Annotated in this window: 20 protein-coding genes; 14 read left to right on the forward strand and 6 right to left on the reverse strand. The window is 64.2% G+C overall.

Features of this window, described 5'->3' with window-relative positions:
- Positions 1-97: 97 nt before the first annotated feature.
- The 3 genes from KUV45_RS19435 to KUV45_RS19445 all read left to right on the forward strand — a co-directional run bounded on the left by KUV45_RS19435 (position 98) and on the right by KUV45_RS19445 (position 1787).
- On the forward strand, positions 98-844 hold the full coding sequence (locus KUV45_RS19435; RefSeq protein WP_206940646.1) for a sulfite exporter TauE/SafE family protein: 747 nt from the start codon (positions 98-100) through the stop codon (positions 842-844).
- Positions 845-961: 117 nt separating this feature from the next.
- Positions 962-1093 carry an entericidin A/B family lipoprotein gene (locus KUV45_RS19440; RefSeq protein WP_206940644.1) on the forward strand — a complete coding sequence of 44 codons (132 nt, stop codon included), beginning with the start codon at positions 962-964 and terminating at the stop codon, positions 1091-1093.
- 379 nt (positions 1094-1472) lie between these two features.
- A complete protein-coding gene (locus tag KUV45_RS19445) occupies positions 1473-1787 on the forward strand; it encodes an I78 family peptidase inhibitor (RefSeq protein ID WP_224852130.1) in 315 nt (104 codons plus the stop codon).
- Positions 1788-1936: 149 nt separating this feature from the next.
- On the opposite strand, the gene KUV45_RS19450 is transcribed toward KUV45_RS19445, so the two are convergent.
- From KUV45_RS19450 to KUV45_RS19460, 3 genes are all read right to left on the reverse strand, one after another.
- Complete coding sequence (locus tag KUV45_RS19450; RefSeq protein WP_206940639.1) at positions 1937-2440, reverse strand: acyl-CoA thioesterase; 504 nt, start codon at positions 2438-2440, stop codon at positions 1937-1939.
- Between the two features lie 168 nt (positions 2441-2608).
- The gene (locus KUV45_RS19455) at positions 2609-3916 is read right to left on the reverse strand and encodes a short-chain fatty acid transporter (RefSeq protein WP_206940637.1); all 1308 of its coding nucleotides are present in this window, start codon (positions 3914-3916) and stop codon (positions 2609-2611) included.
- Positions 3917-4079: 163 nt separating this feature from the next.
- Positions 4080-5435: an MATE family efflux transporter gene (locus KUV45_RS19460; RefSeq protein ID WP_224852129.1), complete on the reverse strand. Its 1356-nt coding sequence runs from the start codon at positions 5433-5435 to the stop codon at positions 4080-4082.
- Positions 5436-5953: 518 nt separating this feature from the next.
- Here KUV45_RS19460 and KUV45_RS19465 point away from each other — a divergent pair.
- The 10 genes from KUV45_RS19465 to KUV45_RS19510 all read left to right on the forward strand — a co-directional run bounded on the left by KUV45_RS19465 (position 5954) and on the right by KUV45_RS19510 (position 15263).
- Positions 5954-6202: a Flp family type IVb pilin gene (locus KUV45_RS19465; protein WP_222163949.1), complete on the forward strand. Its 249-nt coding sequence runs from the start codon at positions 5954-5956 to the stop codon at positions 6200-6202.
- 64 nt (positions 6203-6266) lie between these two features.
- Positions 6267-7217 carry a Flp pilus assembly protein CpaB gene (gene cpaB, locus KUV45_RS19470; RefSeq protein WP_224852128.1) on the forward strand — a complete coding sequence of 317 codons (951 nt, stop codon included), beginning with the start codon at positions 6267-6269 and terminating at the stop codon, positions 7215-7217.
- 128 nt (positions 7218-7345) lie between these two features.
- Complete coding sequence (locus tag KUV45_RS19475; RefSeq protein WP_222163951.1) at positions 7346-8722, forward strand: type II and III secretion system protein family protein; 1377 nt, start codon at positions 7346-7348, stop codon at positions 8720-8722.
- Positions 8723-8756: 34 nt separating this feature from the next.
- Positions 8757-10052 (forward strand): CpaF family protein, encoded by a 1296-nt coding sequence (locus tag KUV45_RS19480; protein WP_222163952.1) that lies wholly within the window; start codon positions 8757-8759, stop codon positions 10050-10052.
- Positions 10049-10930, forward strand: a complete 882-nt coding sequence (locus KUV45_RS19485) for a type II secretion system F family protein (protein ID WP_222163953.1) — start codon at positions 10049-10051, stop codon at positions 10928-10930. Before KUV45_RS19480 ends, KUV45_RS19485 begins: the two co-directional genes overlap by 4 nt.
- Positions 10931-11000: 70 nt before the next feature.
- Positions 11001-11879, forward strand: coding sequence for a type II secretion system F family protein (locus KUV45_RS19490; protein WP_206940619.1), 879 nt, complete (start codon positions 11001-11003; stop codon positions 11877-11879).
- 38 nt (positions 11880-11917) lie between these two features.
- Entirely contained in the window at positions 11918-12724 is an 807-nt protein-coding gene (locus tag KUV45_RS19495; RefSeq protein ID WP_222163954.1) for a tetratricopeptide repeat protein, read from the forward strand.
- Positions 12721-13104, forward strand: coding sequence for a DUF3613 domain-containing protein (locus KUV45_RS19500; RefSeq protein ID WP_222163955.1), 384 nt, complete (start codon positions 12721-12723; stop codon positions 13102-13104). Before KUV45_RS19495 ends, KUV45_RS19500 begins: the two co-directional genes overlap by 4 nt.
- 70 nt (positions 13105-13174) lie before the next feature.
- Positions 13175-14797: a pilus assembly protein TadG-related protein gene (locus KUV45_RS19505; RefSeq protein WP_222163956.1), complete on the forward strand. Its 1623-nt coding sequence runs from the start codon at positions 13175-13177 to the stop codon at positions 14795-14797.
- A gap of 31 nt (positions 14798-14828) precedes the next feature.
- The gene (locus tag KUV45_RS19510; RefSeq protein ID WP_206940611.1) at positions 14829-15263 is read left to right on the forward strand and encodes a TadE/TadG family type IV pilus assembly protein; all 435 of its coding nucleotides are present in this window, start codon (positions 14829-14831) and stop codon (positions 15261-15263) included.
- 146 nt (positions 15264-15409) lie between these two features.
- Here the strand turns inward: KUV45_RS19510 and KUV45_RS19515 are convergent, their stop codons facing one another.
- From KUV45_RS19515 to KUV45_RS19525, 3 genes are all read right to left on the reverse strand, one after another.
- Positions 15410-15658 (reverse strand): YfhL family 4Fe-4S dicluster ferredoxin, encoded by a 249-nt coding sequence (locus KUV45_RS19515; RefSeq protein WP_206940609.1) that lies wholly within the window; start codon positions 15656-15658, stop codon positions 15410-15412.
- Positions 15659-15843: 185 nt separating this feature from the next.
- The gene (coaD, locus tag KUV45_RS19520) at positions 15844-16323 is read right to left on the reverse strand and encodes a pantetheine-phosphate adenylyltransferase (RefSeq protein WP_206940607.1); all 480 of its coding nucleotides are present in this window, start codon (positions 16321-16323) and stop codon (positions 15844-15846) included.
- The gene (locus KUV45_RS19525) at positions 16323-18230 is read right to left on the reverse strand and encodes a beta-ketoacyl synthase (protein ID WP_222164044.1); all 1908 of its coding nucleotides are present in this window, start codon (positions 18228-18230) and stop codon (positions 16323-16325) included. The genes coaD and KUV45_RS19525 overlap by 1 nt, the downstream gene beginning before the upstream one ends.
- 547 nt (positions 18231-18777) lie before the next feature.
- Between KUV45_RS19525 and KUV45_RS19530 the strand changes: the two genes are divergently transcribed.
- Positions 18778-19467: a tRNA (guanosine(46)-N(7))-methyltransferase TrmB gene (locus tag KUV45_RS19530; RefSeq protein WP_206940605.1), complete on the forward strand. Its 690-nt coding sequence runs from the start codon at positions 18778-18780 to the stop codon at positions 19465-19467.
- Positions 19468-19472: the final 5 nt, after the last annotated feature.

Here is a 19472-nt window from a genome sequence, read left to right on the forward strand (position 1 = left end):
GCGGCCACGACAGGGGCATCTATTCGACGAAGTTCCTGTTCGACGACCTCCCTGCTCGATACACCCCCTATTCGAGACAAGCGAGAGAGGAAAGACGATGACCCTGGTCGAGGGAGCGGCCCTGCTGACGGCAGGTATCGTGGCAGGTTTTATCAATGTGCTGGCGGCGGGCGGTTCGATGCTGACGCTGCCGCTGTTGATGTTTCTCGGGCTTCCTCCTCAGGTGGCCAACGGCACCAATCGGGTGTCGATCACGCTGCAGAGTGTGTCAGCGGTGGCCAACTTCTTTCGTGCAGGAGCCCGTCATATCGGGCTCAGCCTGCGCCTGTCGGTGCCTGCTGTACTGGGCTCGATGCTGGGTGTGTGGCTGGCGCTCCAGGTCAGCGATGCGTTGTTCGAGACGATCTTGATGGTGGTGATGGTCGCCGCGGCAGTGATCATGCTGCTACCACAACCGAAGATCGACACTCGGCCCCTGACGGTGGAGCGGCTGACCCCTGGCATCTATCTGGCGATGTTCGTGATCGGTGTCTACGGCGGCTTCCTGCAGGTTGGGGTCGGGATTCTGTTCATGATCGTGCTGTATCGCATGCTCAAGATCGATCTTGGCCAGGTCAATGCCTTCAAGGTGCTGATCATCCTTGTTTACACCCTGCCTGCCCTGGGCATCTTTCTGTGGCATGACCAGGTGCGCTGGAGCTACGGCCTGGTGTTGGCCGCCGGCAGCATGACCGGTGCCTGGCTGGCGGTGAAGGTCAACATGAGTTCCCGGGGCGCCATGGTGGTCAAATGGCTGACGGTGGCGGTGATTGCCGTGATCATTTTGCGCCTGGCCCTCTACTGAGTGCTGTGCAGACCCTCGAAAAGCGCGACACAAAGCCTAGCGAATGAACGTCATCGTGCTAGATTATCTGAGGATGATGTATTTTGCTTACCCACCTGGCTGCAAGGAGAAGGGACAATGAAAAGGACGCTGGCATTGATTCTGGTATCGATGTTTACCCTGGCGCTGTTGAGTGGCTGCAACACGGTGCGGGGTGTCGGCCAGGACATCGAGAAGGGTGGTGAAGCCATCCAGAACAGCACCGCCTGATCGCTGGCCACAAACCTGCACTCCGCCAGGCTTTCTCCAAGGCCTTGGCAGCAAGGCCCTGGCAGAGAGCCACGGCAACGCAGGGATGCTGATCCAGCGACAGGAATAGGAATACGCACAGTAAAAGAAACAGAAACACAAACGGCGGTGATGTCACTCAGGTGCATCACCGCTTTTTTGTGGACAGGGCAGGCGCCTAGCCAGTGATGAAAAAATAAGGAACATGAGGCAAGTCAGGAGGGGATGCCAAGCATGGCGCAAGGCATCTGCTATGCTGGCCCCTTGTCATGTGCAGGGCCGCCTGGCGCCAGCGTTCAGGCAGCAAGTGACCCCTTGCCATGGGCCAGACGAAAGGACATTCAGGCACTGGAGGCCGATGATGAAAGCACTTCTTCCGTTATTCATGGTTGCTGCGCTGGCAGGGTGCAGCGCGTCGTCGGGCGGGACCGGTGAGCCCGCTCCGTTGCCACCCAAGCGGGCTCCCTTGGCCGAAGCCTGTGACGCGGCGGCTGTTCAGAACTGGGTGGGGCAGCATTACCAGGAGGCTCAAGACGAACGCCTGAAAGCCGAAAGTGGTGCCAAGACCCTGCGCGTGCTGAGACCGGGCGGAGTGGCGACCATGGACCTGCGCCTGGACCGCTTGAACGTGCGCCTGGATGACGCCGATACGATTGTCGAGCTGGGCTGCGGTTGATCCCACGTGCTGGCCGGCATTGTGATGGTGCGGGCCAGCAACCAGGAACCGTAACAGGAACCAGCACCGTCACCGCAGGCTGCGACAGGCCGCCTAGCGGCTGGCCTGTCGGGTCATCGCCGACCTCGTCGGATACGGCTTCGGGTGTCTCAGCGTTGGCCCAGCTCCTGCTGGGTGCGCTGCTCCTCTTCTTCCGCCTGCTTGCGCAGCTTCTTGCGCAGGGTGGCCTTTTCATAGCGCAGCTTGCGTATCGGCGTGTCCAGCGTCAGCGGCGGTACCGTGGCGGGGCGTCCGTCCGAGTCCACCGCGACCATGGTCAGGTAGCAGCTGTTGGTATGGCGAATGATCTTCTGGCGAATGTCCTCCGCCACCACCTTGATGCCAATTTCCATTGACGAGCGGCCGACGTGATTGACGCTGGCCAGGAAGGTCACTAGCTCACCCACATGGATGGGCTGCTTGAAGCGCACCTGGTCGACCGACAGGGTGACCACATAGTGACCTGAGTAGCGACTGGCGCAGGCATAGGCCACCTCATCGAGTTTCTTGAGGATGGCGCCACCGTGCACCTTGCCACTGAAATTGGCCATGTCGGGTGTCATCAGCACGGTCATGGTCAGTTCGTGCTGACCCGGGAGGCTCTGTTCTAGCATGGATGGCTCCTCAAGCATGCAGTTCGGTCTGTGATGCACATAGCATAACGCCTTGCCTCCGCGAGCGGAGACAAGGCGCACGTTGAAACTCAGTTGTTGCCGGCACTGTACAGCGGGGCGGTGACCGATCGGCCCGCCTTTGCCATCATCTCGCCCGGCTCGGGCGGCTCATAGCCAGGTCAGACACACCGAGATGATGATGCCGGTGATAAACAGCTGAACCAGGCAGAAGCCCATGATGTCCTTGGCCTTCAGTCCTGCAATTCCCAGCACCGGCAGCGCCCAGAAAGGCTGCAGCAGGTTGGTCCAGGCATCGCCCCAGGCGACCGCCATGGCGGCACGCGGGATGTCCACGCCAAGCGCCTGAGCGGCAGGAATGACGACAGGTGCCTGGACGGCCCACTGGCCTCCGCCCGAAGGCACGAACATGTTGACGATGCCGGCGCTGATGAAGGTCCAGAACGGCAGGGTGGTCTCGGTAGCGAAGGACACCATGGCCTGCGACATGGTCTCGGCGAGTCCTGACTGCACCATGATGGCCATGATACCGGCGTAGAAGGGGAACTGGATGACGATGCCGGCCCCGCCCTTGATCCCCTCGTTCAGGCTGTTCAGCAGGCTCTGAGGGGTGCGATGCAGCACGATGGCCAGAAACAGGAACATGAAGTTGACCACGTTCAGGTTCAGGCCACCGCCACCGACGAAGTAGCTGATCAGGTAGATCAGACCTGGCATACCCACCAGCAGCGCCAGCGTCATGCTGTTTTCCAGGCGCTCGGCCGGGCGGCTGATGCGCACGCGGCGGTCTTCTTCCTCTCCCAGCAGGGCCGGATCGACGTACACGCTTTCCTTTTCCCCCGGCAGCATCATGCGGTTGACCAGCGGCACCGCGATGAACAGAGCCAGCACAATCAGCAGATTGAAGTAGGAAAAGATGGTTTCGCCGGTGCCGATGACACCGATCTGCTCTGCCCAGGGGTTCCCTTCCGTGGCAATCGTCAGGGGGACCGATCCGGCCAGGCCGCCATGCCAGACCACGAAGCCGGAGTAGGCACTGGCGACCAGCAGGCGATAGTCGACGCGCACGACGCGGGCCAGCTCCTTGGCGAACAGGGCGCCCACCACCAGGCCGAAGCCCCAGTTGATCCAACTGGCGGCCAGCGACACCAGGGTGACCAGCAGGATGGCGGCACCCGCGTTATTGGCGATGCGAGCCAGACTTGCCAGCAGGCGCTTGACCGGTGGCGAGCTGGCCAGCATGAAGCCGGTGACCAGTACCAGCAGCATCTGCATGGAGAAGGACAGCAGGTTCCAGAAACCGTCGCCCCAGTACGTCAGCACCGCCATGGGCGACTGGCGCTCCACCGCGATGGCCGCTGCCGCAGCGATGATGGTCAGGAGCAGGACGAAGACATAGGGATCTGGTAGATAGCGCTCCACCAGTTTCACGGCGGGTCGTGACAGAGCTCTCAACATGGCGTATTTCGCTTCTTCTGGTTGTGAAAATGGCCTTCCCGGCCACCTGGCGTCAACGGTGCCGCAGTCCGCCGCCGGGCGTCAAAGTCACCTTTCAAGCGATGACGTTTGGGCATACACCGGCATCTGAGCTGACAGCAGGGGCATCGACCGGGCGAAGGCCTTAACCCGTGCTGCTCCAGCGCGTGCTGCGATAGCGAAGATAGTAGGCCACAAGGACCCCGGAACGCACTGCGGTAAAAGTCGTAAAGGCTAACCAAAGTCCATGATTTCCCATGCCTTGGGTCAGCCACCACAGGGGCAGATAGGCGGCCAGTGCAATAAAGATCGAGTTGCGCATTTCGGCAATGGCGGTGGCGCCGATGAAGACTCCATCGAGCAGGTAGCTCCATACCGCCACCAAGGGCATCAGGATTACCCAGGGCATGAAATCCGCGGCGCTGGCGCGTACCTCGGGAAGCCCGGTGAGCAGGGCGATCAAGGCGTTACCGCCCAGGGCAAAGGCCAGGCTTGCCAGGGCGGCGGTCGCCAGCGAACACAGGGCAGCCGCTCGCACCGACAGGGCGAAGTCATCGAAGCGCCGGCGGCCGATGGCATGGCCGGTCAGTGCCTCTGCGGCATTGGCGAATCCGTCCAGGCCATAGGAGGTGAGCATGATGAACTGCAGCAGCACCGCATTTGCCGCCAGCACCGTATCTCCCTGGGCGGCCCCCTGGGCGGTGAAGAATGCCTGGGCAAACAGCAGCCCCAGCGTGCGCACGAACAGGTTGGCATTGACCGAGAACAGCTCGCGATAGGCGCCCACGGTAAACAGCCGGGCCCGCTCGAAGTGGCCGCCCAAGCGGCCGAGGCGGTGCCGGCACCACCACAGCCCCAGCGCCACCGTGCAGTAGTCCGCGATCACCGTAGCCCAGGCGACGCCGTCACTGGTCATGTCCAGGCCCACCACGAACAGCAGGTCGAGGACGATGTTGACGCCGTTATTGGTCAGCAGCAGTGCCAGCGTCACGCGACTGTTCTGCTGCCCCAGGAACCAGCCAAGGATGGCGTAGTTGGCCAGTACCGCAGGTGCCGACAGCAGCCGGATCTCGGCGTAGCTGGCGGCCAGTTCGCTGGCTTGCGGGCTGCCATCGAGCAGCCATAGCCCCAGCGCAATCAGCGGGCGCCCCAGCAGGATCAACAGCACGCCGATGGCGCCGGCCAGCAGCAGTGACTGGCCGAGCAGATGACGGACCTGGTCATCTCGACTGCGCCCCATGGCCTGGGAAGTGAGGCCGGTGGTGCCCATGCGCAGAAAGCCGAAACCCCAGTAGAGAAAGCCGAACAGCGTGGCCCCCAGGGTCACACCGGCCAGGTAGCGTGAGTCGGGCAGGTGGCCGACCACGGCAGTATCCACGAGCCCCAGCAGGGGCACGGTGATGTTGGACAGGATGATCGGCCAGGCCAGCGCAGCGATGCGCGGCAGTCGACCAAGGGTGTCGGCTAGGCCGCTGGGGGAAGAGGGTGGAAGACTGGCCACGGTTGCACGTCTGCTCGGCTGTTGAAGATTCGGGTGAGGAGCGCAGTGTCCCGGCGCCGACCTCACGGGTCAAGCGGGACGCCTTGGCGGTCATGACGCAATGGCGTCATCCGGATCGTCATGGTGCGATGGATGGCCACGGAATGGCCGCTGGTCCGTTGGTTGCGTCTTTTATAGCGGCACAGCGTGTGCAATGTCAGACATATTGAATGCTGGTTCATTGATATCCGAGTGAAATGTTTAGTATCAGTTACTACCAAAAAATTACATTCCGTTTCCATCTCTAAGGTGACAGAAATACCTCTTCTGGCTACTAATAAGATAATCCCCTGAATTAATAAAAAAGGACTAGCAAGCAGGAGTAAGAAGGAGCAAGAAGCAGCCAGTAGACATCACGGGTGAGAAGGAACAGCCCCATAAAGGCTGGCGACCTTGGTGGCAGTGTGACGAACAATGATGAATCGGTAATTAAGACATAACGTATATAAAAATATCGATTTTACGCAGGAGTATCCACAATGAAAAAGTCCCCTCTCTTTTTCGCGAACCCCCTTTGCCCCAAGGCCGTCAAGTCCGCTGCCAGGCACCCCCAGCACCGCCGTCAGCGCGGGGCAACCGCTATTGAATACGGTGTTATCGTCGCCTTGATCGCTGCTGCGCTCTTCTTTGTATTTGGTGCAGGGGAAGGAAGTGGTGGATCTCTGGCCGACATGATTAGCAGCCTTCTTGATGACGTAAAGACAACTCTTGGCATCACTGACTCTTGAGGACTCAGAGGCACTTCAGCTGTATCGAATTCCTTTGGGTATTGTCGATGTCGGTGGCTAATCAATGGCGGCTATAAACGAGGCGAGCGGAGTGGGAGTGAAAGGGCTGCGAGTCGCGGCAACGGTGCTCATTCTATTGGCCATTATGCTGGCAGGCTTAGGGTGGTACACGAGCAGTACCGAAGCACCTCCGCTGGGGGCGGGGATTGAGTCGATGCAACATTCTGCGTCGCCCGAACCCCTGGGCTATCCGGTGCTGGTGGCCGCTCGGGAGCTGAGTGCGGGGGAGCGCCCCTCTGACCTGCCCGATGCACTGCGGCTGGCCTATTTTCCTACCCCGCTGGATGGCAGCTTTGCTGAGCTAGCCCAGGTGCCGGATGCGCGCCTGGCGCGGCCCCTCGGTGAGGGGGATGTACTGAGGCCGGGCGGATTCGTCGGCGGTGGTGCCCTGGCCGATGTGGTGCCCCCAGGCTTTCGTGCCGTCGGGGTGGGTATCGACGCGGTCATCGGCGGAGGTGGTTTCGTGGCGCCGGGGGACCGGGTCGACGTGTTGTTCTTTGCCGAGACGGATGACGGCAACGGTCAGCGCCATCGGCTGGCACGGCGGTTGTTTTCCGATGTCAGCGTGCTGGGGGTAGGCGAGCGGCTAGTAGGTGGCGACCGCCAGGAAGACAGTGGCTCTGAGCGCACGGCCGTGCTGGCCATGCCGGAAACCCAGACCGCGCGGCTGCTGCTGGCCGAGGCGACGGGGCGGCTGCGACTGGCAGTGGTGGGCAACCAGGAAGCGGCTCTGGGCGAATCCTTCGATGACGGTTTGCGCTTCGCGCTGGGGCAGAGCGTCCTGCCGGTATCGCTGGGCCAGAGCCTGAGCCAGCCCGGCAATAGCGTCAGCTTCGATGAGCTTACCGGCATCGAGCGAGAACCGCCCAGACCGGCGGCGCAGGCGTCACGCGCCCAGGGATACCAGGTGGTGCAACACGTCGGAGCCAGCAGTCGAGTGGTCTCACTGCCGTGATCGCGGGCAGCCAGCGGTAGGAAGGCTGGAAACGGGCGGTCAACAGACTGACATCATAATGAGAGGTTCGGCAGCGGTGGCGGCAGTCGCCATGGCTAGCGGAACCCGCGCAGGGAACAGGACCAAGCATGCAGCTAGATGGCAAGATCGCCCGACCGAAGTCGGTGTGCTGGAGAGTGTGTGCCCGCGGGACATGGCGCGGACTGGCGCCAGGCAAACGCCTGGTAGCCGTGCTGCTGCTGGCAGTAGCGTTGATCCCCGCTGTGGGGCTGGCGCAGTCACCCGAGTCACGGCTGAGCCTGGCCGTCGGTGATCAGCAGTGGCTGGGCCAGCCAGGACGTATCACCCGCACCGCGGTGGGGCGAGGTGACATCATTGACGCCCAGGTGCTGGACCCGCGGTCGCTGCTGGTGACCGCCGTCGGCCCCGGAAGCACCAGCCTCAAGGTATGGGTCGACGGTGCCAGCCAACCCCGGGAAACGTTAATACAGGTGCGCCCCGCCGGTGGCGAGGGGCTCGAGTCGGAGTACTCACTGGCCCCCGGCACCTCGCGTCCTGACGTGCGTGGCGTGACGCGCTCCCTCGAACGCCATGATCAGGCGATCTCTCGCTTTGCCAGCGATCCCATCGATGGGACCACCCAGGCCGGGCCGGTGCAGGTCCAGACCGACATCCGCGTGGTAGAGGTCAACCGCAGCCGCATGGCCTCCGCGGGCTTCTTCATCGGGCGCAACCAGGCCGGCTCGACCCGTTTCGCCCTGGGCCGCAGCGATGAGACGCTCGATTTCCTGGCGGGCGGTGCGGTGGCCCCCAACGCGGGTGACGGCGGCTTCTCGATCATTCAGGTCAATACCAGTGGCGTGCTCTCGGCACTCAGCGCCCTGAGCGCCAATGGCTTTGCCTATACCCTGGCAGAGCCCAGCCTGGTCAGCCTGTCTGGCCAGAGCGCCAGCTTTCTTGCCGGTGGCGAATTTCCCTTTCCCGTGCAAAGCGGTGACGACCAGATCAGCGTCGACTTCAAGGAGTTCGGTATCCGTCTGCAGTTGACGCCGACGGTGCTGGACGAGCGTCGCATCATGCTCAAGGTGGCGCCCGAAGTGTCCGAGCTGGACTTTTCCCGCGGGGTGCAGACAGCCGGTATCGCGGTGCCGGCGCTGAATGTGCGCCGCACCGATACCACGGTGCAGCTGGGCAACGGCGAGAGCTTCATCATCAGTGGTCTGGTCAGCCGCAACATCATTCAAAGCGTCGACAAGATCCCTGGGCTTGGTGATATCCCGGTCATCGGCGCGTTCTTCCGCTCGACACGCCTGGATCGTGACGAGAAGGAACTGGTCATGATCGTGACGCCGCACCTGGTCAGGCCGCTGGCCGCCGGGGTGGATCTGGGGCCGATGCCTGGCGCCGCGTTCGAGAGCTATGAGCCGAACTTCCTGGAACTGATGTTCGATCCACAGGATGCACAAGCCATAGAGCGTGTGTCCGAGGTGGGCTTCAGTCGCTGATCGGTGGTTGTGGGTGGGGTGAGAGGAGAGCGCCATGCCATTTCGTCAAAAGCGTGCCGAGGTCAGTCAGCGGAAGGCGGCGCCGGGGGCAGAGCCTGCCTTGATCAGCGAGCTTCACCAGCTGGTGGTCGAGCGCCTGGAGGATGACGTCAGGGGCATCGCCGATGAGCCCATGCAGCTGCGTCAGCAGGTGCGCGAGCTGGTGACAGAGGCGCTTAGCCTGCGGGGCTACGCCACGCCGACCGACAGTGTCGACGCTGTGGTCGAGGATGTCTGTCGCGAGCTCAATGGCTTCGGGCCCCTGGAGCCATTGCTGGCCGATGACACCATCTCCGACATCCTGATCAATGGTCATCGCCAGGTCTACGTCGAACGCCGTGGCCGGCTGGAGCCGTGTCAGCTCGCCTTCCTCGATGATGATCACATTCTCAGGGTCGTGCGACGCATGCTGGCGCCCCTTGGCAAGCGTCTGGATGAATCCAGTCCGATGGTGGATGCCCGCCTGGCCGATGGCTCCCGGGTCAACGCCATCATTGCGCCGCTGTCGCTGAACGGGCCCAGCGTCTCGATTCGCAAGTTTCGGCGGGAGGCGCTGACCGGGCAGGACCTGGTGGCCATGGGCAGCGTGCCGGCCAACCTCATGACCTTTTTGCGCCGAGCGGTGGAAGAGCGCTGCAATCTGTTGGTCAGCGGTGGCACCGGAGCCGGCAAGACGACGCTGCTGAACGTGCTGAGCGCAGCGATTCCACCCCAGCAGAGGGTGGTCACCATCGAGGACAGTGCCGAGCTGCAGCTGGCCAGCCACCACGTGGTGCGGCTGGAAACCCGAGCGCCGAACATCGAAGGAGAAGGCGAGGTCGGCGCCAGTGCACTGGTCAAGAATGCCCTGCGCATGCGCCCCGACAGGATCCTGCTGGGGGAAAGTCGGGGCGACGAAGTGCTGGACATGCTGCAGGCGATGAACACGGGACATCAGGGCTCGATGAGTACCGTTCACGCCAATTCGGCCGCCGATGCCGTGGTACGGCTGGAGATGATGGTGCGCATGTCGCGCTTTCAGGGGACCGATGCGCTGGTGCGTCAAATCATCACCACTGCGCTCGACCTGATCGTGCACGTCGCTCGCGACAGCAGCGGTCAGCGTCGGGTAGCAGAGGTGCTGCGTGTGGTCGGGTTACGCCAGGGCGAGGTGGTCCTGGAGCCGCTCTACCGAGAGGGGCAACCGGTGACTGACCACCTCACGGCGCGGCCAGCAGACCAGGCGTCTGCGGTCTGCTGGCCGCGGCTGCTGGCGGCGCTGGTGGATGGCGCTGAGGAGGCGCACCCATGAATGTCTGGGTGGTTTTTTCGCTGGTGGCGGCATGCCTTGCCACGGCTGCATGGCTACTGATGAAGAGCGCGCGTGCCCACACCGAGCGCGCGGCTGGCGGTCAGCGCACCGCGCGACGCCGCTCGCTGGTTACCCATGACTCGCTGATGGAATGGCTGGTCGAGCGCCTGACGGCGGCAGGGTTGCCCGCCTCGCCACTGAGTGTCGCTGTGGCCGGTGGCAGTCTGCTGGTGCTGGCGATGTTGCTGCTGTCACGCCTGGGGACCGTCTGGGGCCCGGCGACCGTGGTGCTGGTGGTGGTGCTGGCCAATGCGCTGATTCGTGTGCGTGCCGCGCGCACCCGGCGCCGTGCACGCCGTCAGCTGGCGCCATTTCTCAGTCAGGTCAGCCGTGGCCTGGTGGCCGGTCAAGGGCTGGAAACCGCCTTCGTGCACGCGACACGGCGGGTACGTCCTCCACTGTCGGATGCGCTGTCTCGCGTCATGTTGAGGCGTCAGCTCGGTCAGGAACTGGACGAAGGGTTGGCCCGTGAGGGGCAGATACTGCGGCTCGACGAGTTGGGGCTGCTGGCTACCGCCATGCGCATCAACCAACGCCATGGCGGCAGCCTGTCCGACATGCTCGATGCCTTTGCCGCCGCCTTGCACCAGCGTGAGCAAAGCGGTCGTGAGTTGGCGGCCATGACCGGAGAAACCCGCATCAGTGCTCTGGTACTGGGCCTGTCCCCCCTGCTGTTGACGCTGTTTATCCAGCTGACGCAGCCGGCATTTCTGCTGCCCATGCTGGAGAGCAGCGGAGGTCGCCAGGCCCTGGCGCTGGCCGTGGTCCTGCAGCTGAGCGGGGGATGGTTGCTGTGGCGCATGCTCAAGTCGGTATGACCCCCTCACTGCAACGAACGTCTGCCGGCGCTGCAACGCGGGTAGGTCAGACAAGGAGAACAGGCGGCTGATGTGGAATCTTTGGTGGAGCGGGTCCGTCGTGGCCTTGGCCCTGGCGGCCGCAGCCTTGCTGATCAGTACGCGGCTGCCCGTGGGCGAGGAAGGACAGCGCCGGCGGGAGGAGTCGCGGCTACTGCGGGAAGGGCGCGGTCTATGGCGCAGTCGCGCCAGCCGCCCTGGTCTGGCGGGACGGCTGTCCTTGCGTCTTCGGCAGTCTGGGCATGTGGGGGCCAAGGCTCAGCTGGCGGTGCTGCTGGCGTGGGCCGTGGTCATGGTCGGCGCCGCCATGCTGGGCGGGCTGCTGGCGATCATGGGCGGCAGGCCTGTGGCGGGTATCGTGGTCATGTCTGCCCTGTGGGGGGGCTTCGCAGCGGGGCTGGGGTGGCTCGCGCTGGAGCGCAAGCGTCGTCGTCGAACGCTGCGGCTCGATGAAGATATCGAACTGGTGCTGCAGGTGACGCGGATGCTGTGGGACACCGGCATGACCCTGGAAAGCCTGCTGCATCGACTGATTCAACAGCTGGGTGCGACGACCCCGGATATGGTGCTGGAACTGCGGATCGCCGCCAACCGCATCGACAGCGGCCAGGATCGCGAGAAGGTGCTGGAAGAGCTGGCCGCGGTGCAGGCCAGCGAAGGCGTCGAGCAGTTCTTCCTGATGTTTGCCCAGATGGCCAGAACGGGAGGCCGCGCCAGGGATAGCCTGACCACCCTGGTGGAACGCCTTGGGGCCCAGCGCCGCACACGCCTGCAACAGCGTGTCAGTCAGCTGTCCGGAACCATGTCGCTGGTGATGATGCTGTGTCTGTTCCCCGCCCTGTTGATCGTCATGGCCGGTCCCGCCTTGGTCAACCTGAGTGGACTGATGGGATCCCTGGGAGGGCCGTGATGCCGAGTCCTTTGCTTCACTACCGGTGGGAGACGCCGATGACATCGAGAGATCGCCACTCCACCCTCGCCGCTTCCGGCCAACCACCAGCTGGCATGCCACGGCACCCCGGAATGGGGGGCGCGTGGTGCGTCCTGGCCGCGCTGCTGGGAGTCTCGCTGCTGAGTGGATGTACCAGCGCGTCTTCACAGCCCATGCCCATGACGGCGTTCGCGCCGGCCGTCGAGGTGGTGGGCGACGCCCAGCAGCAGAGCAGCGGGCCCTGTGGACGCCGCTATGCTGCCGATATCGGTGTCGAGCTGTCGTTGATCGAGCGCATGCTGGACGACGGCAAGCCGCGCTCCGCCGCCGCTCACCTGGAGGCAGGTGACTATGGGCTGCCCCTTGCCTGGCGTCTTGAAGGCGATGCACGACGCGCCATCGGCGATGTCGAGGGCAGTAACCGCGCCTACGAGGCCCTGCTGGGCACCTGCCTGGTGGCAGATGGCTATCGCGGGCTGGCACGCAATGCCTTTCGTGCTGGCCGTCACGACCAGGCCATGACCCTGATGCGGCAGGCCCGGGAGTCCCGGCCGATCGATCCACGCATCCGCAATGATCTCGGCTACCTGCTGTTGCTGGCAGGCGAATCGCAGCAGGCGGCGGAGGAATTTCGCACCGCGCTGGAGCTCGACCCCAGCCACCAGCAGGCGGCCGCCAACCTGGTGCTGGCCCTGCGGCTGAGCGGGCAAGCCGCTCAGGCCGAACGCACCGCACGACGCCTGGGAGTCGACGCCCGACTGCTGGCGGCGCCGCCGCGTACGATCTCCCCGGCGGCATCTCCCGCTGAGAGGACGGAATCATGATGAGCCGACGCAGGATGCGCTCCTGCAAGGAGCGATGGACCGTGATGTGCAAGGACATTGTCACCCAGCCCAAGACCCTCATTGTGGCGGCGATGGTCTGCCTGCTGCTGAGCCTGGCGCTGATGCTATGGCCGGATCGCGCGGAAGCGCAGCAGACCGCTACCAGCCATCCCGGCATCGTGCGACTTTCCGCCAGTCGCGACCCCTTCGGCGAACGTACCCGAGGAATGCTGGCCGCACAGCGTGAGGGACGCGTGGCATCGCCCTCCGTCCAGGTGCTGTCGGGCAAGGTCCAGAGCCAGATCTATCAGCGCTATGTGGACAGCTTCGGCCACCCGATTCCAGAGCGCTATATCGAGACCGGCTTTGGCGAGGATTGAGGCTGGCACTCCGCGACGGCGACTGATGACATCGGCTGGCAGGCTGCAGCGACAGCGAGGCGCCATCGGCGTGATGACCGCCTTCCTGCTGGTCTGGCTGGTCGCCCTGGTGACCCTGGCCCTGGATGCCGGGCGCCTGTATCTGGAGCAGCGTCGCCTGCAGCAGGCGGCGGACCTGGCGGCAGTATCCGCGGCGGCAAGTTGCCAGGCGCTGTTTCAGGGGGATGCCTGTGGCCATGCCAGCCTGCGCCTGTGGGCCATCGATGCCGTGCAGGAAAATGGCATCGATGTGGACGCGGGGGACGCCACCCTGACCCTGACCCAGGGCGCGGTTGACGACGGTGGCAGGTTCCTCACGGAGTCAGGGCTCGCCAACAGCGTCGAGGTCAGACTTCAGCGTGAGGTGCCCAGCAGCCTGCTGGCCAACCTGGGTGAGCTGATCGGCGGCGAGGTGGACGACAACACCCGGCTGACCGCTACCGGGGTGGCAAGGCGCGCCTCGATGGTAACGCTGAGCGCCGGGACCAGCCTGCTTGAGGTCGATACCAGCGAATCGGCAGTACTGGCGCTGCTGCTCGATCGGCTGGTCGGTGCTCGGCTCGACCTGACGGTGCTGGGGGCGTATGACGGCGTTGGGCTCGAGCTCAGCCTGGGCGAACTGCTGGGGGTCGAGTCGCTGGACGTGGACCTTGAAGAGCAACTCGCGCAATCGCTGGATCTCGAGGCACTGGGCCAGCGTATCCGTGAGGCACTGGACTCGGTAAGCGCCAATCCGGTGCGTCCGGGGGCGCCTGGCGAGCGCTTCACCATGGCCGAGCTGCTGGCGATCGACCCACAGGGAGAGGTCGCGGTGCGCGATATTCTCACCGCTCGAGTGCCGGTTCGCGAGCTGCTGGAAGGCGCGCTGTTGCTCGACGCCAGCAAGCAGGGCGGAGTCCGTCTCGGGCTGGCAGACCTTTCCTCGATCGCCGTCGGGCTGGGGTTGGCCGACCTGTCGCTGGCACTCGAGGTCATCTCTCCTCCGACCATCGCCGTGGGACCTCCGGGCCCCGCTGGTGCAAGTCTGGCCAGCGACTGTTCATCGTCCTGCTATCGTAGCGTCGCCCGCAATGCGCAGCTCGAGCTGTCGTTGGAGCTTGGGCTTGGGCTGGCCGGACTGCTGAATGTGGAGGTAAGCACCCGGGTGACCGGGGCTGAAGGGCGCGCGGCGGTCGACGCCATGGCGGCGCTGGATGACGGGCTCGAGCTTAGCGTCGTGGCCCAGCGTTCGCTAGTGCAGATCGAGCAGGAGGTCAGGTTGCTGGGGCTTTTCTCCAATGACGAAGGTGCCACCGCGGGCAGCGCCCAGGGCGCCAAGGAGCAGCGACGACTGGTCTGGCCCGACCAGTCCCGGGCGGTCTTTGATGGCCAAGGTGGGGCCCAGGTGACCCAGGTGCTGGACGGACTGGTCACGAGTGTGGTCAACCAGCTGGGCTTGCTTGGTGGGCTGGTATCCACTCTTGGTGTGCCCTCCCTGCTGTCGGCGACGCTGTCTGACGTCAACGCGACCTTGCTGGAGCCGGCGCTCGAGGGCTTGGGCATCGGCGTCAACACCCTGGATGTACGGGTGCTGGCGGTGGATGCAGGGGGCGTTGAGTCGCTGACGGGGTGCGCCACCAGCTGGGCAGGCTGTCAGGACGGCGAGTCGCCCTGATACGACAACCGAATGACTCGGTGGAGGAGCGATGAACAGACACCGCAGGGGAGTGCAGGGCCAGCGAGGGGCGGTGGCCATCGAGTTCGCCGTCGTGCTGCCGATTTTCCTGCTGCTGCTGTACGCCTTGATCAGCTACTCGGTGGCCATGGTGCAGCAGCACCAGTTGACCCAGGTGGCCAGCGAAGCGGCGAGGTCTGCCGCGGTGGTCGCCAGTGCCCCGTGGCTCGCCGAGGAAGACGTCGAGTCTGACGCCGCGCAGCGGGTACTCGACAGTATCAGCGCCATGGGCTGGAGCGCCGAGCAGACTCCAGGATGCGCCGATGGTGCCAGAGTGCGTCTTGAGGGCGACAGCCTGATCGTGTGCCTTGAGCGCCGGCCCGCGATCACGCCGCTCACCCTGCTGGGGATCAGCGTGCCTGACCTACCGGAGGCCCTGAGTGGGCGTGCAGTGGTCAAGCTGTAAACGCCAGGAGCCGCCCTGGGGCGGCTCCTTCTAGCGTGAACGGTCAGCATGAACTTTCAGCATGAACTTTCAGCATAGACATGCCGGCCTCAGCACGTCAGCGTTAGCACGTTAGCGTCAGTATGGTCGACGATGGCCGGAGGTGATCAGGCCGCCGTGATGATGTGGTACTTCTCCATCAACGTCTCGTGGCTTTCGACACGCTCGGGGTCCAGCGGTATGCAGTCCACCGGACACACCTGCTGACACTGAGGCTCGTCGTAGTGACCGACGCACTCCGTGCACAGGTTGGGGTCGATGACGTAGATCTCCTCGCCGGGAGAAATGGCGCCATTGGGGCATTCCGGTTCGCAGACGTCGCAGTTGATGCACTCGTCGGTGATCATCAGTGACATTGAGGGTCCTCACGCAGAGTCGCGGCCCTGGGGCCGGGGCTTCCGGTCAGGCGCGTCGCACAGCGACGGGAGTTGGCCTGGCGGGCAGCCCGGGGAAACGGCATTGCCGGTCCCGGTGTTCGGGATCAACGGGATTGGTCCTGCAGCGCAAGAGGCATCCGCAGCGTCAAATCCCAGTGTGATGGTCAGGTATTGTAATGGCTACGCAGGGTTTGTGCGACCTTGGGGTGCACGTGCTTGCTGATGTCTCCACCGAGGCGAGAAATCTCTCGCACCAGGGTGGAAGAGATGTAGGAATTCTCGACCTCTGGCGTCAGAAAGACGGTTTCCAGATCAGGCATCTGCGCGCGATTCATGTTGGCGAGCTGAAGCTCGTACTCGAAGTCGGATACCGCCCGCAATCCTCGCAGCAGTACCCGCGCATTCTGGGCTTGCATGAAGTCGGTCATCAGCCCGCTGAAGCCGACAACCTCTACGTTGCCAAGGGGGGCGACCACGTCTCGGGTCAACTCGAGTCGGGTATCCAGGTCCAGCGCGGGCCCTTTGCCGGGGCTCGCCGCGATGGCGACCACGACTTTCTCGAACAGGCGTGACGCCCGTTCGATCAGGTCGTAGTGACCGTTGGTGATCGGATCGAAGGTGCCGGGATAGACGGCCGTCGTCATCACCTTTGCTCCTGTCTCTCGTCGTCGTTGTCGGCAAGCTGGCCAAAGGGGTTGTCCACCGCCAGCGATACCGGCTGGGCGTAGCCCGGGATATGGATGCTGTCGTGCTGCACCTCGAGCTCCGGTCCTTCGAGCACGCCCTCACCGAAACGATAGCGCACGGCGAAGTGCCCCGCATCCGCCTGCTGGTGATAGGCACGGGCCTGGGCCCGTGTGACCTCGCGGCGCTCACGCCAGGCATCCATCGCCTGGGCTCCGTGGCGCTGGGTCAGCAGCCGCTCGGTGGCATTCGGCGAAATCAGCACGCCGGTGGCATTGTTGCCGCCAAAGCCTTTGGCATTGATCAGGCTGGCATCTGCGACGAAGGATTGGGTCTCACGGAAGAACCGAAGGCGCTCGGCGTGGACATCGTCTGCGACCTTGTCCAGGGTGCAGATCCCCGGCAGCAGGCCATGGGCGAAGCTGCCCAGGGCGCTGGTGAGCTGATCACCGGCGGCGCTGCCCTGGGAATGTCCCAGGAAGGCCTTGATGGCCACCACTGGCCACTCGGTGATGCCGTTGGCCTTGGCCACCGCGTCAAAGACGTGGGACTCGGTGGTGCGGTTCTTCGGTGTCGAGGTACCGTGGGCATGCAGGAAGGAGCGCTCGCGCAGGCTCTTTTCTCCAAGCATGTCGCGGATCAAGGCGCAGGCCTTGCCCAGGGTTACGTAGTTGCCGATACCGGGCGCCGAGATCGAGCGCTTCCAGCCGTCGGCGTTGACGAAGACCTCCGGTGCAGCAGCCAGGATATCGGCGCCTGTTTCCAACGCCAGGGCGTCGTCCATCAGCATCACGAATTGGCTGGACTCGCCCATGGTAAAGCCGCAGTTGCGGGCGAAGGGGCGGCTGGCACGCTGGTAGTCGGCGTCGGTCAGCAGCTCCAGGGCGTCCAGGGCCTTCAGGCTATCATCGTCGGCAAGGGCCCCCATGGTGCGGAAGCCCTCGATGATCTCGGGAGTGATGGGCGCATCGGCGGTGCCCACCATGACGATTCTGCGACGGCCGCTGCGGATGTCGTCGATCCCCAGGCGCAGGTTGTACAGAAAGCTGGCGCAGGCCCCCAGCGCCGCGCCCGTGGCGCCGACGCTGCCCAGTACATAGGCGTTGAGGAAGTCGGCAGGCATCTGCCCGTAGCCCAGCGGCATCTGCTTTGAGGTGGCGCGTTTGCCGGACACAAAGCTCTTGAGCAGGCCGCCCCAGCCCTCGTCATCCAGCTGGCCGATCGAGTTGCCGGCGTAGACGGCGATCGCATCCGGGTCGAGCCGGTCGCGCAGCGTGTCCCAGTCGAGGCCGCTGTCGCCCAGGCAATCGCTGGCAGCGAACACCGCCATGGAAAGACCGCGGGGGTGGTGCACGCTGCGATATAGCTGGCTGGGATCAAAGCCGCTGGGTAGCTGGCCGGCGGCGCGCACCTGAGCAGGGCGTGTCTCGGGCAGCATGACGTCCATCTGCCCCGCTGGCACGGTGACTTCCAGGTGATGCCGGTCGACCTCACGCACCTGCCAGGTAGGCGGCAGGTCGTCGGGTAGCTGGCGTCGACGCAGGCGGAAGGTGATCGGCGATTCCAGCGCCAGGTTGGCGCGACGATTGGCTGGCAGGCCTTCGTCGTTGAAACGCGGATCTTCGATGCGACGAATCAGGGTATGGCTAAGTACCTGGTCACGGGTTTCGAGCGCCAGTTGGGCGGCATCGAGCTCCTGGCCCTGGGCATTGTGCCAGTGCTGGTCAGCATCGCAGTGGGCCAGGCGCATCATGGCGGCCAGACCGAGCAGGGTGGAGGTCTGCTCGTCGTCGGAAAGGGCGTCGAGCACGGTGCGACGGAAGGCCTGATGGCCCGAGGTACGGCCGGCCGGGTTGACGCCGCCCATGCCCACGATCACCGGTAAGTGTGACAAGCCGGAGTCCTCGTATTGAAGCGGGTGAAAGGCTCGCTCTGGGAGCGCAGAAAACGGCGCTGATGAAGACCCGGGCAGATCAGCACGTCAGTGCTGCCCTTGGTCGAGGTGACGCCAACAGGCCAGAAGCGGGAATCCGTGGATTCGGCGGTCTGGCTTCAGCGCTGCTGGTGTTCATGCCTCGATGCCAAGGTGGCGAGGAGTCGTGCCTCGCGCGATGCTGCCCGTGTCCCAAGCAAAACGCCGTTCGATATTGCCACGGGATAGGATTTCAGGCCAGCGATGTTAGCACCTGGTCGGTCCTTCGTCATGCGCGAGCAGGGCGACAGTGCTGCTGCGACAGCGTGCACCGGGTGTGTTGCAAGGTGTTGCACATGGTGAGAGTGGCGCCGTTGCCCTTGCGCTGGCGAGCATTGGGCTGGGGCGTCTGTACCTGCTCACTTACCGGGGCTTTGGTACACTGGCTGTGCTATTCACGGCAGCATGTCGCTGTTGCCGCTTTCCCCGCTCGAGACCGCATATGTCTGATGTTCCCCGTATCGTGACCTCCGCCCAGACCGGCCCTCACGAGGACCTGCTGCGCAGGGTCACTCGTGGCCTGTCCCATGTCTGGCGCAAGCCTTTGGCTCAGCACACCCGAGACGCCTTTGACGATGCCGAGGCCTGGCGTCGCTCCCAGGGTGAGCGAGGGCTTATTCTCGATGCCTGCTGTGGTGTCGGTCTGTCGACACGCAGGCTGGCCGAGCAGTTTCCCGAGCACAGCGTAATCGGCGTCGACCGCAGCGCCGACCGCTTGTCCAGGGATCATGGGCCGCTGCCGGACAATGCCTTGCTGGTGCGTGCTGACCTGGTGGATTTCTGGCGTCTGGCCCTGGCGACGGGCTGGCAGCCCGAGCGGCACTATCTGCTGTACCCCAATCCCTACCCGAAGTCGGTCCAGCTGAAGCATCGCTGGCACGGGCACCCGGTGTTCCCGGCCATTGTGGGGTTGGGCGGGAGGCTTGAGGTGCGCTCCAACTGGCGGGTCTACGTCGAGGAGTTTGCCGCCGCGGTGGCTCTGGCCACTGGAGTGTCGGCGCCGGTCGAGGCCCACGACCCCGGCGCAGCACCGATGACCCATTTCGAGCGCAAGTACCACGAGCACCACCAGCCTCTGTGGCGCCTGGTCGCCACGCTCGATCATCGCCCCCAGCTGATGCCAACCCCCTAGCGGAC

Source organism: Halomonas sp. DP3Y7-2 (assembly GCF_019800795.1).
In the GTDB taxonomy this organism is placed as follows: Bacteria; Pseudomonadota; Gammaproteobacteria; order Pseudomonadales; family Halomonadaceae; genus Halomonas; species Halomonas litopenaei_A.

Excerpts from the sequence above, each read along its gene's own strand:
- KUV45_RS19510 (WP_206940611.1), top strand. The coding sequence starts at position 14,829 with ATGAACAGACACCGCAGGGGAGTGCAGGGCCAGCGAGGGGCGGTGGCC.
- KUV45_RS19455 (WP_206940637.1), bottom strand. The coding sequence starts at position 3,916 with ATGTTGAGAGCTCTGTCACGACCCGCCGTGAAACTGGTGGAGCGCTAT.
- KUV45_RS19530 (WP_206940605.1), top strand. The coding sequence starts at position 18,778 with ATGTCTGATGTTCCCCGTATCGTGACCTCCGCCCAGACCGGCCCTCAC.
- KUV45_RS19440 (WP_206940644.1), top strand. The coding sequence starts at position 962 with ATGAAAAGGACGCTGGCATTGATTCTGGTATCGATGTTTACCCTGGCG.
- KUV45_RS19465 (WP_222163949.1), top strand. The coding sequence starts at position 5,954 with ATGAAAAAGTCCCCTCTCTTTTTCGCGAACCCCCTTTGCCCCAAGGCC.
- KUV45_RS19475 (WP_222163951.1), top strand. The coding sequence starts at position 7,346 with ATGCAGCTAGATGGCAAGATCGCCCGACCGAAGTCGGTGTGCTGGAGA.
- KUV45_RS19490 (WP_206940619.1), top strand. The coding sequence starts at position 11,001 with ATGTGGAATCTTTGGTGGAGCGGGTCCGTCGTGGCCTTGGCCCTGGCG.
- KUV45_RS19500 (WP_222163955.1), top strand. The coding sequence starts at position 12,721 with ATGATGAGCCGACGCAGGATGCGCTCCTGCAAGGAGCGATGGACCGTG.
- KUV45_RS19495 (WP_222163954.1), top strand. The coding sequence starts at position 11,918 with ATGACATCGAGAGATCGCCACTCCACCCTCGCCGCTTCCGGCCAACCA.
- cpaB (WP_224852128.1), top strand. The coding sequence starts at position 6,267 with ATGGCGGCTATAAACGAGGCGAGCGGAGTGGGAGTGAAAGGGCTGCGA.
- KUV45_RS19445 (WP_224852130.1), top strand. The coding sequence starts at position 1,473 with ATGAAAGCACTTCTTCCGTTATTCATGGTTGCTGCGCTGGCAGGGTGC.
- KUV45_RS19435 (WP_206940646.1), top strand. The coding sequence starts at position 98 with ATGACCCTGGTCGAGGGAGCGGCCCTGCTGACGGCAGGTATCGTGGCA.
- coaD (WP_206940607.1), bottom strand. The coding sequence starts at position 16,323 with ATGACGACGGCCGTCTATCCCGGCACCTTCGATCCGATCACCAACGGT.
- KUV45_RS19450 (WP_206940639.1), bottom strand. The coding sequence starts at position 2,440 with ATGCTAGAACAGAGCCTCCCGGGTCAGCACGAACTGACCATGACCGTG.
- KUV45_RS19480 (WP_222163952.1), top strand. The coding sequence starts at position 8,757 with ATGCCATTTCGTCAAAAGCGTGCCGAGGTCAGTCAGCGGAAGGCGGCG.
- KUV45_RS19515 (WP_206940609.1), bottom strand. The coding sequence starts at position 15,658 with ATGTCACTGATGATCACCGACGAGTGCATCAACTGCGACGTCTGCGAA.
- KUV45_RS19485 (WP_222163953.1), top strand. The coding sequence starts at position 10,049 with ATGAATGTCTGGGTGGTTTTTTCGCTGGTGGCGGCATGCCTTGCCACG.
- KUV45_RS19525 (WP_222164044.1), bottom strand. The coding sequence starts at position 18,230 with ATGGGCGGCGTCAACCCGGCCGGCCGTACCTCGGGCCATCAGGCCTTC.